Raw genomic sequence first — 15,601 nt, 5'->3', positions numbered from 1 at the left:
TGGCGACAAATGGGGACGGTGCGGCAAGGCCAAGGGCCCGATGGTCAGACAGACCACAGCCCGGACAACGTCCCGCGCACGCAACCCTTTATTGTACCGCGCCGGCGACCGTGCAGTCGGCCAGGTAGCGGGGCGTTGCCGGATCGGCGAGGCCAAGGGCCGCGTGTTGATGTGCCGGCATCGGGATCAAGCCACCGAGTGCCTGGGCGCGCTCGATCACGTCAAGAATGTCACGCGAATCATGGAGGCGCCGGATGGCTGCATGCAGCTCGGCAGCCTGCGGCCACGTCCGTTTCAGATAACTGAGCCACATTTTGACGCGTCCGTGCTCATGGCGGGCAGCGACACGGGCTTGCAATTTTCTCAGGTAGTCGGCGAGCAAACCGAGCACGGCCGGCCATTCCTCGCCGGAAGACGTCCGCTCCATCAGACCGCGTATGCGCAATGCCAGAAAAGGGTCCGACACGGCGCCCCGCCCGATCATTACGTCCGCACAGCCGCTGACCGCCCGGCACCGCTCCCAGTCGGCCACCGTCCAGACTTCTCCGTTGGCCGTGACCGGCACGTCCACGGCGTCGTCGATTCGCGCGATCCACTCCCAGTGGGCCGGCGGCCGGTAGCCATGGTCGCGCGTTCTGGCATGCACGACGAGCGAGGCCGCGCCGCCTTCCGCCAGTGCCGTGGCACAGTCGATCGCAAGCGATGTATCTGACACGCCGAGCCGCATTTTTGCTGTCACAGCGATGCCGGCAGGCACCGCGGCGCGAACGGAAGAAACAATCCGGTTCAGTTGTTCAGGGTGCGCGAGCAGCATCGCGCCGCCACCGTGCCGGTTGACGACTTTGGCAGGACAGCCGAAGTTCAGATCGAGTCCATGCGGCGACAAACTGGCCGCCTGGGCCGCATTCAGCGCCATCCATTCAGGATCGCTACCTAGAAGTTGGATCACCATCGGCGTGCCGCCGGGTGTGCGTCCTCCGTGGAGGACTTCGGGTGTATCCCTCTCGTAGACACGCTCGGGAAGCACGGAGCCCGTCACCCGGACGAATTCGGACACGCAGCCGTCGAATCCGCCCGTGCTGGTCAGCACTTCGCGCAACACGTAGTCCGCAAGCCCTTCCATGGGCGCAAGAAACAGCCGGCTCATGTGGGAACGGCGCCCAAGCTGCTTCTGCAAATCTTGCGGTCAGCCAAAGCTGACAAATCCGGCCTTCGGAATCGAAAGCGTGGGGGCGGTAGGGAAAACAGTCTGCGACATAGATGGGGCTGGGATACAGCGGTGGCGACGGTGACAAATGGGACGCTGCGACACGGCCTGAGGGGTAACGGGATCAAAAGGATCTCGAGGACCACACCCCGCAACAGCGCCGGCGCACGCAACCTGTGATTGTACCGCGCCCATCCGCCTGCGCCCGGCGCGCAGGCCGCCGTGGTCCACCCGCCGCCTCATCGTGCGACGGGCACACCACCCCTGCGCCGTTTGGCCATGGGGCCGACGCGTAAAGACGCGCCCACCGCGCAGCGTCGTGCCGTTACTTCTTCTCCGGCTCCGGATTGGTTTGCGGCGTAGCCGGCGTAGCCGGTCCGCCTGCCGCATTCACCGGACCGCCTGGCGTGAACGGGAAGGTGGCGAACATCGATTTCGCCTGGTTCTGCATCTGCTCCTGCATCTGCACGAACATGTTCTTCGACTGTTCGATGTAGCTGGTCATCATGCCCTGCATCATGGGTGCCTGCATGTTCATGAATTGCGACCAGACTTCGGGGTTCATCGCCTTGCCTTCGTACAGATTCTTCGACTGGTCGGCGAGCTTCGCCTGAATGTCGATGAAGGCCTGGATGTTCTTCTCCAGATACGTGCCCATCATGCCTTGCATGGCATGGCCGTAGAAACGGATGATCTGCGACAGCATCGACGACGAGAACATCGGCAAGCCGCCGCTCTCCTCTTCGAGAATGATCTGCAACAGGATGGCGCGCGTCAGATCCTCGTTGCTCTTCGCATCGATGACCTTGAAATCCTCCTGATCCAGCACGAGCTGCTTAACGTCCGTCAGCGTGATGTACGTGCTTGTCTCGGTATCGTAGAGCCGGCGATTCGGGTACTTCTTGATCAATCGTTCGGCTGTTTTCTTTGTAGTAGTGGTCATGTAACGCCTTTGAGCGCGAGTTGAGCGCGGAAACGGCGTCATGCCGGCGCACAATCGGGCAATTGTGCAGCCGGGACGCCGCCGGAACCATCTGAGCCGAAGCACGCTGCCTTGTGAGCGGCGTGCCGGTGACTCAGCCCATATGCAAACCACCGTTCAGCGAAAAATCCGCGCCCGTGGAGAAACCCGATTCGTCCGAGGCGAGCCATGCCACGATCGAGCCGATTTCCTGCGGCTGACCGAGACGGCGCACCGGGATCGTTGCAACGATCTTTTCCAGCACGTCCGGGCGGATCGACTTGACCATATCGGTGCCGATGTAGCCAGGCGATACGGTGTTGACCGTCACGCCCTTGGTGGCCACTTCCTGCGCCAGCGACATCGTGAAGCCGTGAATGCCGGCCTTCGCGGTCGAGTAGTTGGTCTGGCCGAACTGCCCCTTCTGGCCGTTCACCGACGAAATGTTGATGACCCGCCCGAAGCCGCGCTCGACCATCCCGTCGATCACCTGCTTCGTGACGTTGAAGAGGCTGGTCAGGTTGGTGTCGATCACCGCCGTCCAGTCTTCGTGCGTCATCTTGCGGAACACGACGTCGCGCGTGATGCCTGCGTTGTTCACCAGCACGTCGATCTCACCGACTTCGGCCTTGACCTTGTCGAACGCCGCCTTGGTCGATTCCCAATCGCCGACATTGCCTTCGGACGCAATGAAATCGTAGCCGAGTGCCTTCTGCTCTTCGAGCCACTTCACGCGGCGCGGCGAGTTCGGGCCACAGCCGGCGACTACCTTGAAGCCCTCTTTGTGCAGACGCTGGCAAATGCTTGTGCCGATGCCACCCATCCCGCCCGTTACGTACGCAATTCGCTGTGTCATAAACCACACTCCGTTTTTCGTTTTCGAGGTGCCGACCGGCTACCTCTTCCCTCGCCTGTGCTTCATCTCCACTGCCGCCGGGCGACCGGCCGACGAGGCCATTGCTCACCGCGCGCTACCTGCTGCAATGTGGCGCGCGGCAACCCTGCTTACCGCCTGCTAAAACCTATCTAAGCCTGCTTGAGCCGACAACCTGAGGCCCCAGGGACTTGGAGGTCTATCAAGCGCGTTCGAGCGCCAGCGCCACGCCCATGCCGCCGCCGATACACAGCGACGCCAGACCCTTCTTCGCATCGCGCTTCTGCATTTCATGCAGCAGCGTGACGAGAATCCGGGCGCCGGACGCACCGATCGGATGGCCGATCGCAATCGCGCCGCCGTTCACGTTGATCTTCGACGTGTCCCAGCCCATTTGCTGATTCACGGCGCACGCCTGTGCGGCAAACGCTTCGTTGATTTCCATCAAGTCCAGATCGGCCGGCGTCCAGCCCGCACGTTCGAGACAACGGCGCGATGCGGGCACCGGACCCATGCCCATCACCTTCGGGTCCAGACCCGAGGTGGCGTACGCCTTGATGCGCGCGAGCGGCGTGAGGCCGAGCGCTTCAGCCTTCTTCGCCGACATCACCACCACCGCCGCCGCGCCGTCGTTCAGACCCGACGCATTGGCCGCCGTCACCGAGCCTTCCTTCGAGAATGCCGGCTTCAGACCCGCCAGCGATTCAGCCGTCACGCCGTGACGCACGAACTCGTCCGTTGCGAAACGCAGCGGCTCACCCTTACGTTGCGGAATTTCGACCGGCACGATTTCGTCGTTAAAACGGCCCGACTTCTGCGCGGCTTCCGCCTTGTTCTGCGACAGCGCCGCGAACGCATCCTGCTGCTCGCGCGTGATGCCGTATTCCTTGGCGACGTTTTCTGCCGTCACGCCCATGTGGTACTGGTTGTAGACGTCCCACAGGCCGTCGACGATCATCGAATCGATCAGCTTGGCGTCGCCCATGCGGAAACCGTCGCGCGAGCCAGGCAGCACGTGCGGCGCGGCGCTCATGTTTTCCTGACCGCCGGCGATCACGATGTCCGCGTCGCCCGCGATGATCGCGTTGGCCGCCAGCATCACGGCCTTCAGGCCCGAGCCGCACACCACGTTGATCGTCATGCCGGGCACCGCCGTGGGCAGCCCCGCCTTGATCAGCGACTGACGCGCCGGGTTCTGACCCGAGCCTGCCGTCAGCACCTGCCCCAGAATGACTTCGCTGACCTGCTCAGGCTTCAGACCAGACCGTTCGAGCACGGCACGAATCACGGTAGCGCCGAGTTCAGGCGCAGCGATCTTCGCCAGCGACCCACCGAATTTGCCAACTGCCGTACGGGCGGCCGATACGATCACAACATCAGTCATTTCCATATCCTCCGGGACATCGGCTAAATACGCCGCTGCCCGTCAAGTTAAAAATCTTGTTGCCAATGCGCCCTTGCATATATCAGGACGCGCACTCATACCGCCACACCACCGCGCCCTCAGGCGCGCTGAAGCCTACTCCCGTTGCCGCACATATCGCCCTGGCGCCGGTTCGATCACCGGGAATTCGGCGGAGCCGGCCGTGGCGCGTGGCTTCACTTTCTTGCCGCCATACTGGTCAAGCCACGTGGTCCATTCCGGCCACCAGCTACCGGGCACTTCGGTCGCCTGGTCGAGCCATTCGTCCGGGCTTTCCGGCAGCGTCTTGACGTCGCCCTCCAGCGCCCAGTAGTTACGCTTTTTCTTTGCCGGCGGATTGATCACGCCAGCGATATGACCCGACGCGCCGAGCACGAACTTCAACGGTCCGGAGAGCAGCGGCACCGACGCATAGGCGGTTTGCCACGGCACGATATGGTCTTCGCGTGAACCGTAGATAAAGGTGGGCACGTCGATCTTCGAGAGGTCGACCGGCTCGCCGCAGGTGGTCACCGCGCCCGGCTCGCGCAGACGATTCTCGAGATACGTGTTGCGCAGATACCAGACATACATCGGCCCCGGCAGACTCGTCGAATCGCTGTTCCAGTACAGCAGATCGAACGGTACCGGCGTGCGCCCTTTGAGGTAATTGTCGACGACGTAGTTCCACACCAGATCGTTCGGCCGCAGGAACGAGAAGGTGTTGGCGAATTCGATGCCGCGCATCAATCCGGGCTTGCCGCCGTTCTTTCCGCCGATGGTCTGCTCGCGCATCTGCACATGCGCCTCATCGACGAATACGTCGAGCACGCCCGTGTCCGAGAAATCGAGCATCGCGGTGAGCAAGGTCATCGACGCAGCCGGATGCTCGCCGCGCGCGGCCGCCACCGCCAGCGCCGTGGCGAGCATGGTGCCGCCCACGCAGAAACCCAGCGTGTTGATTTGCTCGCGGCCGCTGATCTTGCTAACCGTTTCGATCGCCTTGAGCACGCCTTCGCTGACGTAGTCGTCCCACGTCTTGCCTGCGATCGATGCGTCCGCATTGCGCCACGAAATCAGAAACACCTGATGACCCGAATCGAGTCCGTGCGCGACCAGCGAATTCTCCGGCTGCAGATCGAGAATGTAGAACTTGTTGATGCAAGGCGGCACGATCAGCAACGGCCGCTCACGCACGGTGGCCGTGCGCGGCTTGTACTGGATCAACTGAATGAGGTCGTTCTCGAACACCACTGAGCCTTCGGTGTTCGCGAGATTTTCGCCGACCACGAAACGCGATTCGTCCGTCTGCGAAATCTTGCCGCGCTGCATGTCGCCCAGCAGATTCATCACGCCCTGGCGCAAGCTCTCGCCCTTGCTATCGAGCAAGGTCTTTTGCGCTTCCGGATTCAACGCGAAGAAATTGCTCGGCGATGCGGCTGCGGTCCATTGCTGAACCGCGAACCGAACGCGCTCGCGCATCTTCGGTTCAGTTTCGAGCGCGTCGACCATTTCCTGCAGATAGCGCGCGTTCAACAAATACCACGCAGCGGTAAATGCATAGGCCGGGGTCGCGCTCCACGCGTCGGAACTGAAGCGGCGGTCCTTGAGTTCGGGGGCTTTCGCCGTGGAGGTGGTTGCCTGCTGGATCAGTTCCATCGCCTCGCGCGAATAATCGGCTTGCAGCTTTTGCAGGCGCTCCGATGGAATCGCGGCGCTCGGAATGTTGAGTCCGGCGAATGACGGCATTGACGGCAGGGATCCCGCAGCCAGTTTGCTGAAGTCAGGCATACCGGGGAACGACGGCATCTGCGGCAAGCCCATTTGCGGCATCTGGGGCACTTGCGGCATCTGGAAAGGCATGTCACTGCCGCCGGGCGGCGTGCCCAGCGACCGCCATGCGTTCATCCAGGCGTCCAATAACTGCTGCATGCCTGCGGCTGGTGATGCGCCGCTCGTACCGGCCTGCTGCGTGTGCTCCGTCGAGGAGTCCGTGCTGGGAGAAGCTGAGGAATGTGATGCTGCCATACCTGCTTTTGACCGGTAAGTCCTTGCGGACGGGTTGAGAGGCAGGTTCATGCGCACGTGGGCGATTGCTCGCGACCTCGTCACGCCCTGTCCCATGTACGAGGAGCTGTGAGGAACATTCTTGCTCCCCATCGCAAGGCATGTCAATGCTTGTTCCCGATTTTGCCGCAGTGCGATAGTTTTTTAATTATCGTTTTCCCTGTATAGCAGATCGCGCTTTTGGAACATGGGTTGATAAGTGCCCGCATAAGCAAAAAAAGCTCCCGTATTGCATGGGCTTATGTGTATTTACGCGCATTTATCCGTTCACCCGCGGGCACTTTTAGCGGCAGATTAACTCATGCGCGGCAAAATCCGGCAGCGCAGCAAAAACACGCAACGCGCCTCCGAATAAACCCTCATACGGATGCTCGCAGGAAGACGTCGCGCCGGTCGAGGCAACGGCGAGAAGCGCCACGGCCGCATGATTGCGCTGACAAAACAAAGCGCCATCATGCGGCCGTGCGTGGATGATTGAGTGCCGGACTAATGCGTAGCCTGATCGTCCAGCCAGATCAGCGCGGCCATGCGCCCTGTCTCGCGATCACGGCGATAGGAATAGAAACGATCACGTTGCGTGACCGTACACAGATCGCCGCCAATAACGCGCGTCACGCCGAGCCGTTGCAAGCGCAAACGCGCCAGCGCCGTGAGATCGGCGAGATATTTGCCGGGGGTTTGCGGATGCGTAATGAATGCATTTGCGGTGGCGTCGCGTTGCGCGCCGCCCACGCCGTTCATGAAGGCGTCACGCACATCTGCACCCACCTCGAATGCGTCCGGTCCGATCGCCGGACCCAGGTAGGCATGCAACGATGCGGCCTCCACGCCGGCGAGAGCGGCGACGCGCTGCGCGGTCTGCTCGACGATACCCGCGGCCAAACCACGCCAGCCGGCATGGGCCGCGCCGACCGCGCGTCCCGCTTCGTCGCACAACAGCACCGGCATGCAATCGGCGATCATCACGACACACACCGTGCCGGGCCGATCGGTGACGCTAGCGTCCGCTCGGGTCGGCGTACCGCTTGCATGAGTCTGCGCGATCGCATCTTCCGCGCGCACGATGCCCGCGCCGTGAATCTGTTCGAGCCACGCGGCCTCGCCTACGCCTGCCAGACTCAGCAAGCGTGCGCGATTGGTTGCGACCGCGGCGGGATCGTCACCGCTTTTCATCCCCAGATTCAGGCCGCCAGGCTGGTCAGCGCCATCCTGCCAACGGCCGAACGGCGGCTCGCTCACGCCCCCGTTGCGCGTGGTGACGAGCGCGCGCACACGCGGCGACACGTTCCATGCGGGTTGCACAACATCGGCAAAGCTCAGCGCGGGCAAGCTCATGCGTGACCGTCCTCGTCGTGTTCGTCGTCGTGATCCTGGTCTTCGTCGTGATCGTCGTCGCTGTGTGCGCTGTCTTCATCGATGTCGTCGTCCAGCGAAGCGTCGTAGTCGTCTTCCTCGTAGTACGTCTCGTCGAACTCGCCTGCATCGTCACGCCCCAAGCCAAGCGCCGCCGACAGCACCTGCATGTCTTCCGGTGCATCGGCGCGCCATTGCATGGTCCGGCCGGTTTTCGGGTGGATCAGACCGAGGCGCCATGCATGCAACGCCTGACGCGCGAAACCGTCCGGCAACGGCGTCACCGAGCGCTTGCCGCGCGCGCGCCCATAAATCGGATCGCCGAGCAGCGGATGGCCGATATGCGCACAATGCACGCGAATCTGATGGGTGCGACCGGTTTCCAGATCGCAATGAATCGCGGTGACTGGCTGACGCTGCCAGATCGCCGTGTCCACGCGCCGGAAATGCGTGCGCGCCGCTTTGCCCGATGCGCTCGTCACCACCGCCATGCGCGTGCGTTCGCGCGGATCGCGGCCAATCGGCGCGTCGATCGTGCCTTCTTCGGGCATGTTGCCCCACACCAGCGCGAGATAACGGCGCTTCACCGTGCGTGCCTGGAGCTGGCGCACCAGATCCGTCTGCGCCTCGAGCGTGCGCGCCACCACCATCAGTCCGGACGTTTCCTTGTCGAGCCGATGCACGATACCGGCGCGCGGCAGGCCTGCCGCGGCGTCGCCGTAGCGGTACAGCAGGCCGTTAAGAACGGTGCCGCTCCAGTTGCCGGCCGCCGGATGCACGACCATGCCGGCCGGCTTGTTGATGACCACCAGCGTGTCGTCCTCGTAGACGATTTCGAGCGGCACCGGCTCAGGCGTGAACGCGAGTTGTTCAGGCAGCAGATCGGGCACGAGCTCTATGGTGGCCCCAAGCGGTACCGGCTGACGGATTTTGGCCGGCTTGCCGTCGATGCGCACCCGCTCCGATTCGATCCAGCTTTGCAGCCGGTTACGTGAAAACTCCGGAAAGATTCGGGCGAGCACCTTGTCGAGGCGTTCGCCGGCCAGTTCGTCGGGCACGACGACGCTGCGCGGCGACTCGTCCGCCACGGGGCCCGCCACCGTCGGCACCCTGCTTTGCGGGCCGGCAGCGGCAAGCGCGTCGCTGCCGAGATCGTCGTCGAGTGAATCGACGCCCAACGCGTCGGAGGGGTCAGCGCTTACGCTATAATCTTTGTTGCTATTCCCGGCACCGGTTGCGGCGCCTGGAGTATTTGAGCGGGTCATTGAGTCTGGGTCACCTGGACGTAAAGCTAGACTGGAAAATGCGAGCCTTGAACACCATCACTAAAGCGGCGATCAATTTGGCGGTCATCAAGAAGATGGCCCGGAAAGTGGCCGGATACATTGCGTGCGCCGCAGCCGTCGCCGTTGTTGCGGCTTGCCACGGCCTGCCGGAAAAGACCGACGAGACGGCTACGTGGAACAACAACAAATTATATACGGAGGCGAACGACGCTCTGACCGGTGGTGATTTCGGCAAGTGCGCCAAGTATTTCGAGATGCTCGAAGGCCGTGATCCGTTCGGCCACTTTGCCCAGCAAGCGCAGATCAACGTCGCGTATTGCAACTGGAAAGATAACGAAAACGCCGCCGCCGACCAGGCGATCGACCGCTTCATCCAGTTGCACCCGGATCACCCGGACATCGCGTACGCGTACTACCTGAAGGGCATGATCCACTTCAACGACGACCTCGGTCTGTTCGGCCGCTTCTCCGGCCAGGACATGAGCGAGCGCGATCCGAAGTCGCTGCGCGAGTCGTATGACGCGTTCAAGATCGTGGTCGACAAGTACCCGAACAGCAAGTATGCACCGGACGCCGCGCAACGCATGCGCTATATCGTGAACGCGCTGGCGTCGCACGAAGTTCATGCGGCGGATTATTACTACCGCCGTGGCGCGTATGTCGCCGCGATCAACCGCGCGCAACTGGCGCTGAAGGAATACAAGAACGCGCCGGCTATCGAAGACGCACTGCACATCATGATGCTGTCGTATGAGAAGCTGAACCAGCCGCAAATGGCCGACGACACGAAGCGCATTCTGGCCGGCACCTTCCCCGACAGCCCGTACATCACGGGCCATGCAAGGCCGGGTAAGGAAAAGTCGTGGTGGCAGTTCTAAGCCTCGACCAGCTGCTGCCTTAAACAGAAACGCCACGACTTCGGTCGTGGCGTTTCTGTTTGTGCAGCGCCGTCAGCCTATGCAGCACCAGCCGGCAACCGGGCGCCCTCAGTCCCGTTCGAACAACGCAATCGACTCCACGTGCGAGGTGTGTGGGAACATGTTCACCACACCGGCACCCACCAGCCGGTAGCCGGCCTCATGCACCAGCAGGCCCGCATCGCGAGCGAGCGTGGCTGGCGCGCACGACACGTAGACGATACGCTTGGGCAACGGCCCATCGCCGCTCTGCGCAATCTCCGCGAGCGCCTTGGCGACAGCCAGCGCACCTTCGCGCGGCGGGTCGATAAGGAATTTGTCGAAATGGCCGAGCGCGCGCATATCGTCGGCGGTCACTTCGAACAGGTTGCGGCAGGCGAACGAGGGATGCCCCGCCACACCGGTCAGTTCGGCATTGGCAAGCGCGCGCGAAGTCAGCACGTCACTGCCTTCGATACCCATCACTTCCTTCGAAATCCGGGCAAGCGGCAGCGTGAAATTGCCAATTCCGCAAAACAGGTCGAGCACCCGGTCCGTTCTGGCCGGGGCCAGCAGACGCAGCGCACGGCTCACCAGCACGCGATTGATCGCGTGATTCACCTGGGTGAAGTCGGTCGGCTTGAACGGCATCCGGATGTTGTATTCCGGCAGCGTGTAGTCGAGTTGCATGTCGAGCGGATAGAACGGCGTCACCGTGTCAGGACCGCCCGGCTGCAACCACCACTGAATCTTGTGTTCGTCGGCGAAATCGCGCAGCACCTGCTCGTCGGCGGAGGTGATCGGCGCGAGATTGCGCAGCACCAGCGCAGTGACGGATGAGCCGACCGCCAGCTCGATCTGCGGCATACGATCGTAAATCGACAGCTTGCGGACCATGAAGCGCAGCGGCATCAGCATCGCCGACACATGCGGCGGCAGTATCTCGCAGGTCTTCATGTCGGCGATATAGCTGCTCTTCTTCTCGTAGAAGCCGATGCGCATGCCGCCCTTTTCCGGCAGATAGCGCACCGCCAGACGCGCGCGGTAGCGGTATCCCCAGGCCGGCCCGTGAATCGGCCGGAACACGGTCTCCGGACGCAACTTCGCCAGATGCTGGAAATTGTCTTCGAGCACACGCTGCTTGACGGCAATCTGGGCGCGGATGTCGAGATGCTGCATCGAACAGCCGCCGCAGATATCGAAGTACGTGCACTTCGGCTTGGTGCGAAGCACGCTTTCGCGGAATACCTGGACGACCTCAGCCTGCTCGAATTTCGGCTTGCTGCGATGCGTCGAGTAGCTGACACGCTCGCCGGGCAACGCGCCTTCGACAAAAATCACCTTGCCGGGCGTGCCGTCTTCGCTCTCGATGCGGCCCACGCCGCGCGCTTCCATGTCGAGCGACACGATTTCGATGATCGGCTCAGTGCCGGTAATGACGTGCGCTTTCGCCGGAGCGGGCGCCTTCTGGCGCTTCGGCGAGCGACGTTGGGGGGCAGTTCGGGACACCTGCGACTTCCTGACAAACTTGGGGGAAAGGCGAGATTGTAGACGAAGCGCCGCGCCCACCGATCGCTTCGATCACGATTAGCATAAGGCGAACCCTGGCGCGTGCGCACGACTTCGCACCACGGCGGCTGCCGTCAAGCACGTTAGTGTGCGGCGAACGGCTTCGTTACAACAAGACTGATAAACCGCTTACTGATCGAATGCGGCCAGATACTCGGCCCATTGCGGCGCCGCTTCCAGCGCCAGCGCATTTTTGACCAGGTTGATCTCGTCAGCATACTCTTCGGCCGAAAACGCGCCGCGGATGAGCTGGAAGCGGCAATACAGCAGGTACGTATTGACGACGTCGGTCTCGCAATAATTGCGGATTTCCTCGATACGGCCTTCCTGGTAAGCGTGCCACACCTGGCTGCCGTCCATCCCCATCTTGCCTGGGAAGCCGCACATCTTCGCGAGCGCGTCGAGCGGCGCATTGGCGCGCGCCTGATACATCGCCAGCACGTCCATCAGATCGGTGTGACGCGAGTGATAGCGGCTGATGTAGTTGTTCCACTTGAACTCGCGGTCGTCCTCGCCGAGATCCCAGAAACGGGAGGCCGGAATGCCGTTGACCAGCGCGCGGTAGTTCAGCACCGGCAGGTCGAACCCGCCGCCGTTCCACGACACGAGCTGCGGCGTGTACTTTTCGATCACACGATAAAACGACTGCACGAGCGCCGCCTCGCCGTCTTCCAGCGTGCCGAGCGAGCGGACACGGAAACCGTTGTTGTCGCGGAACACGCAGGAAATAGCCGCGATCCGTTGCAGGTGGTGCGGAAGGAAATCGCTCCCGGTCTTTTCGCGGCGCGCCGCAAAAGCATGCTCGGCGACTTCGGCGTCGCTCAGCGTGGCGGGCAGATCTTCGAGGCGGCGAATGCCGGCGACATCGGGAATCGTCTCGATGTCGAAAACAAGAATCGGTGTCATCAGGTTATAGAACGGCGTCTTTCCGAACACCGTTGGAGGCAAAGAAGCGCTTCAGCCGCACCAGCGCTTCCTGTTGGATCTGGCGCACACGCTCGCGCGTGAGGCCCATTTCGTCGGCCAGCTCTTCGAGCGTGGCGGGCTCGATATGGTTCAGCCCAAAGCGGCGCTCGATCACATGACGATGCTTGTCCGACAGGCGCGCGAGCCACGCGCGTGTAAGCGTTTCCAGCTCGCGATGCTGCACTTCGGCGTCCGGCGACTGGCTTTGGTCGTCGGACAGCAGATCGAGCAGGCTGCTCGCCGGGTCGAGATCGAGCGGCGCATCGAGCGATGCGGTGTGTTCGTTCAGCGCGAGAATGTCGGTGACTTCGTCGGTGGTCTTGCCGGTCAGATACGCGATGTCGTCGATACTGGCGTCGCGACGCTCGGCCGCTTCGCCGGAATTCATCGAATTCTTTTCCAGATGGCGCTTCGCGCGCAGCACCTGGTTGAGCTCACGGATCACGTGCACCGGCAAACGCACCGTGCGCGCCTGGTTCATGATCGCGCGCTCGATGCTTTGGCGAATCCACCAGGTGGCATACGTCGAGAAACGGAAGCCGCGCGTCGGATCGAATTTCTCGATGGCGTGCATGAGGCCGAGATTGCCCTCTTCGATCAGATCGAGCAGCGGCACACCGCGGTTCAGGTAACCCTTTGCGATGCTGACGACGAGCCGCAGATTGCGCTCGATCATCACTTGCCGCGCTTCGAACTCGCCCGCCTTCGCCAGACGCGAATACTTCTGCTCTTCCTCGACAGTCAGGAGCGGCTTGACGCTGATGCGGTTCAGGTAGTGCTGAATCGTGTCGGCCGTCAGCTCGGCTTGCAGAAGCGCACGGAAGTCGTCTGCGTCGGCAGGAACTTCGCGGGCCTCGCTGGGCTCTTCCGCGCCACCCTGACGTTCGTCGAGATCGCGCTCCTCTGCGATCTCTTCTTCAACTTCCGAAGCGCCGCTTTCCTCCACCGAAGCGGGCGTGACGCGGCTAATCGTCTCAGACTCGGCTTGCGGCAGGCGGCGCTTCGATTTCGGCATGGTCGTATCGCTTATTGCGGCGGCAAATACTTCAGTGGGTCGACAGGTTTACCCTGACGGCGAACTTCGAAATGCAACATCACGCGGTCGGAATCGCTATTGCCCATCTCGGCGATCTTCTGCCCTTTGGTCACCGCATCTCCCTCTTTTACCATCAAAGCGCGGTTGTGTGCATACGCCGTGAGATAAGTTGCATCATGCTTGATGATAATGAGATTGCCGTAACCACGCAGCCCATTTCCGGCATAAACCACGCGCCCATCCGCAGAAGCCTTAACCGGATCGCCAGCCGCGCCGCCGATATTAATACCCTTGTTGGTCGAATCGTTGAACGTGCCGAGCATCGGTCCACGCACAGGCCATGAGAACGCGACGTTGCCGGATGCGCCGGCGCTCGAATCGCTCGCAGCACCCGGGTTGGCCGGCGGCGTTAGCGAGGCGTTGTTCGCACCCGAACCATAGATCGGCGGCGCCGCGACGCCCGCTGCGGCACCCGTGCTGCCAAGCGGCGCGCTCTGCACCGTGCCACCGTTGCCGATCGGCGCCGTCGACACGCCCGGCGTCAGCGCGGCGGTGTTCGCGCCTGGCGGCACGACGCGCAGCAACTGATCGACTTCGATCTGATTCGGGTTAGTGAGATTGTTCCACGTCGAAATATCGCGGTAGTTCTGGCCGTTCTCCAACGCGATCCGATACAGCGTATCGCCCGGCTTCACGCGGTAGTAGCCCGGCGGCGGCGGTCCGAGCGGCACGGCCGGCTGCTGCGCGGCCTGCGTGCCGAGCGCACCGCTGCCGGAACGGTCGACGACCGGCGCCTGATCGAGGCGGGTCGCACAGGCCGACATCAACAGGGACAAGGCGAGCACGCACACGCTACGCTGGGTTACGGTCATGGGGGTAGTCAGTCTGGTTCTTTGCATCGCGCGCAACATACTCATCGGTGTCAAATCACTCCGGATTTTAAGGGTACAAAGAAAACGCGATCAAGCCGCGACTCGCGCCACTGCGCGGGTCCGAGGCGTTCGACCAGAGTCAGCACCTGGTTCTGGCCTTCCTGCGAGCCGACCGGCGCGACCAGACGGCCGCCGATCGCGAGTTGTTCAAGTAATGCTTGCGGTACGTCGAGTCCGGCTGCGGCGATCACGATCGCGTCGAACGGCGCCGCCGACGGCAACCCGAGGCGACCGTCGCCGTAGTGCAGCCGGATGTTCGGAATGCGCAGCGGACGCAAGTTTGTCTTCGCGCGTTCGGACAGCGGCTTGATGCGTTCGATCGAGTAAACATCGCGCGCGACCTGGCTCAGTACCGCCGCCTGATAGCCGCAACCGGTGCCGATTTCGAGCACGTTGTTCAACGCGCGCCCGGCGGCCGCCAGTTCGATCATCCGCGCGACCACAGAGGGCTTGGAAATTGTCTGGTGATGGCCGATCGGTAACGCGGCATCTTCGTAGGCCTGGGCCGCGAGGCCCGGGTCGACGAACATGTGGCGCGGCACCACCGACATCGCATTCAACACGCGCTGATCGGTTACGCCGTTCGCACGCAGGCGTTCGACCATCCGTTCGCGAACCCGTTCCGAAGTCAGTGCCAAAGCGCCGTTCAACGCGACATTCGGCACAGCGGCGCGCTCGTTGAGTTTGGCGGCGGGCTTGTTCACCGGCGCCGGTTTTGGCGCGGCGCGCGCAGCCGAACCTTGCCCGACGGTTGTTGCGTGTGGTTTGGCCTGCAGTTTGGCTTGCGGCTTGGCCTGAGCGCTGACAGGCGAGTTCAGCGTCGAGTTCACCGGCGCCTTGATCGGCGCCTTCGCCTGCGGCTTTGCTTGCGATGTCGCTTGCGGTTGGGCCTGTGCCCTCGCCGGCGACTTCGCCTGGGTCTTCCCCGCAGAGCCGAGCGGCGAGTTCTTCGCCGGTTGCTGGCGTGCGTTCAGCGCCGCGCTCGCGGCAAGTGCCGCCGCGCGCACTTCGCCTGGACGCCCTTCGGGTCGGCGCGGCTCGCGCACCAGGTC

Annotated in this window: 13 protein-coding genes; 1 reads left to right on the top strand and 12 read right to left on the bottom strand. The window is 62.7% G+C overall.

Annotation, left to right across the window (positions count from 1 at the left end; all coding sequences use genetic code 11):
- Positions 1–88: 88 nt before the first annotated feature.
- The 7 genes from FSO04_RS23855 to FSO04_RS23825 form a co-directional block, all read right to left on the bottom strand.
- Positions 89–1,147: a tRNA dihydrouridine synthase gene (locus FSO04_RS23855; RefSeq protein ID WP_154563091.1), complete on the bottom strand. Its 1,059-nt coding sequence runs from the start codon at positions 1,145–1,147 to the stop codon at positions 89–91.
- A 385-nt stretch (positions 1,148–1,532) separates the two neighbouring features.
- Positions 1,533–2,150, bottom strand: coding sequence for a polyhydroxyalkanoate synthesis repressor PhaR (gene phaR, locus FSO04_RS23850; protein ID WP_054039487.1), 618 nt, complete (start codon positions 2,148–2,150; stop codon positions 1,533–1,535).
- 133 nt (positions 2,151–2,283) lie between these two features.
- A complete protein-coding gene (locus FSO04_RS23845) occupies positions 2,284–3,024 on the bottom strand; it encodes a 3-ketoacyl-ACP reductase (protein ID WP_054039485.1) in 741 nt (246 codons plus the stop codon).
- A gap of 220 nt (positions 3,025–3,244) precedes the next feature.
- Positions 3,245–4,426: an acetyl-CoA C-acetyltransferase gene (locus FSO04_RS23840; protein ID WP_154563089.1), complete on the bottom strand. Its 1,182-nt coding sequence runs from the start codon at positions 4,424–4,426 to the stop codon at positions 3,245–3,247.
- A 135-nt stretch (positions 4,427–4,561) separates the two neighbouring features.
- Complete coding sequence (phaC, locus tag FSO04_RS23835; RefSeq protein ID WP_166618236.1) at positions 4,562–6,376, bottom strand: class I poly(R)-hydroxyalkanoic acid synthase; 1,815 nt, start codon at positions 6,374–6,376, stop codon at positions 4,562–4,564.
- Positions 6,377–6,997: 621 nt separating this feature from the next.
- Positions 6,998–7,846 (bottom strand): peptidoglycan editing factor PgeF, encoded by an 849-nt coding sequence (gene pgeF / locus FSO04_RS23830; RefSeq protein WP_154563085.1) that lies wholly within the window; start codon positions 7,844–7,846, stop codon positions 6,998–7,000.
- A complete protein-coding gene (locus tag FSO04_RS23825; protein ID WP_154563083.1) occupies positions 7,843–9,129 on the bottom strand; it encodes an RluA family pseudouridine synthase in 1,287 nt (428 codons plus the stop codon). The genes pgeF and FSO04_RS23825 overlap by 4 nt, the downstream gene beginning before the upstream one ends.
- A 95-nt stretch (positions 9,130–9,224) precedes the next feature.
- On the opposite strand from FSO04_RS23825, the gene FSO04_RS23820 reads away from it, so the two are divergent.
- Entirely contained in the window at positions 9,225–10,028 is an 804-nt protein-coding gene (locus FSO04_RS23820) for an outer membrane protein assembly factor BamD (protein ID WP_166618237.1), read from the top strand.
- A gap of 108 nt (positions 10,029–10,136) precedes the next feature.
- Here the strand turns inward: FSO04_RS23820 and rlmD are convergent, their stop codons facing one another.
- The 5 genes from rlmD to FSO04_RS23795 form a co-directional block, all read right to left on the bottom strand.
- Positions 10,137–11,555 (bottom strand): 23S rRNA (uracil(1939)-C(5))-methyltransferase RlmD, encoded by a 1,419-nt coding sequence (gene rlmD, locus FSO04_RS23815; protein ID WP_168435806.1) that lies wholly within the window; start codon positions 11,553–11,555, stop codon positions 10,137–10,139.
- A gap of 189 nt (positions 11,556–11,744) precedes the next feature.
- Positions 11,745–12,521 carry a 3'-5' exonuclease gene (locus tag FSO04_RS23810; protein ID WP_154563079.1) on the bottom strand — a complete coding sequence of 259 codons (777 nt, stop codon included), beginning with the start codon at positions 12,519–12,521 and terminating at the stop codon, positions 11,745–11,747.
- 4 nt (positions 12,522–12,525) lie between these two features.
- Positions 12,526–13,596 carry an RNA polymerase sigma factor RpoS gene (gene rpoS, locus FSO04_RS23805; protein WP_054039479.1) on the bottom strand — a complete coding sequence of 357 codons (1,071 nt, stop codon included), beginning with the start codon at positions 13,594–13,596 and terminating at the stop codon, positions 12,526–12,528.
- Between the two features lie 11 nt (positions 13,597–13,607).
- Positions 13,608–14,534, bottom strand: coding sequence for a peptidoglycan DD-metalloendopeptidase family protein (locus tag FSO04_RS23800; RefSeq protein WP_154563077.1), 927 nt, complete (start codon positions 14,532–14,534; stop codon positions 13,608–13,610).
- A gap of 5 nt (positions 14,535–14,539) precedes the next feature.
- Positions 14,540–15,601: protein-L-isoaspartate(D-aspartate) O-methyltransferase (locus tag FSO04_RS23795; RefSeq protein WP_233464964.1), on the bottom strand; the 1,062-nt coding region annotated here is incomplete at its 5' end.

It is taken from the genome of Paraburkholderia madseniana (assembly GCF_009690905.1).
GTDB lineage: Bacteria > Pseudomonadota > Gammaproteobacteria > Burkholderiales > Burkholderiaceae > Paraburkholderia > Paraburkholderia madseniana.
This window is presented reverse-complemented; position numbering and strand designations above follow the sequence as displayed.

Coding starts and splice junctions, on each gene's coding strand:
- FSO04_RS23855 (WP_154563091.1), bottom strand. CDS start 1,147: ATGAGCCGGCTGTTTCTTGCGCCCATGGAAGGGCTTGCGGACTACGTG.
- phaR (WP_054039487.1), bottom strand. CDS start 2,150: ATGACCACTACTACAAAGAAAACAGCCGAACGATTGATCAAGAAGTAC.
- FSO04_RS23845 (WP_054039485.1), bottom strand. CDS start 3,024: ATGACACAGCGAATTGCGTACGTAACGGGCGGGATGGGTGGCATCGGC.
- FSO04_RS23840 (WP_154563089.1), bottom strand. CDS start 4,426: ATGACTGATGTTGTGATCGTATCGGCCGCCCGTACGGCAGTTGGCAAA.
- phaC (WP_166618236.1), bottom strand. CDS start 6,376: ATGCAGCAGTTATTGGACGCCTGGATGAACGCATGGCGGTCGCTGGGC.
- pgeF (WP_154563085.1), bottom strand. CDS start 7,846: ATGAGCTTGCCCGCGCTGAGCTTTGCCGATGTTGTGCAACCCGCATGG.
- FSO04_RS23825 (WP_154563083.1), bottom strand. CDS start 9,129: ATGACCCGCTCAAATACTCCAGGCGCCGCAACCGGTGCCGGGAATAGC.
- FSO04_RS23820 (WP_166618237.1), top strand. CDS start 9,225: ATGGCCCGGAAAGTGGCCGGATACATTGCGTGCGCCGCAGCCGTCGCC.
- FSO04_RS23810 (WP_154563079.1), bottom strand. CDS start 12,521: ATGACACCGATTCTTGTTTTCGACATCGAGACGATTCCCGATGTCGCC.
- rpoS (WP_054039479.1), bottom strand. CDS start 13,596: ATGCCGAAATCGAAGCGCCGCCTGCCGCAAGCCGAGTCTGAGACGATT.
- FSO04_RS23800 (WP_154563077.1), bottom strand. CDS start 14,534: ATGAGTATGTTGCGCGCGATGCAAAGAACCAGACTGACTACCCCCATG.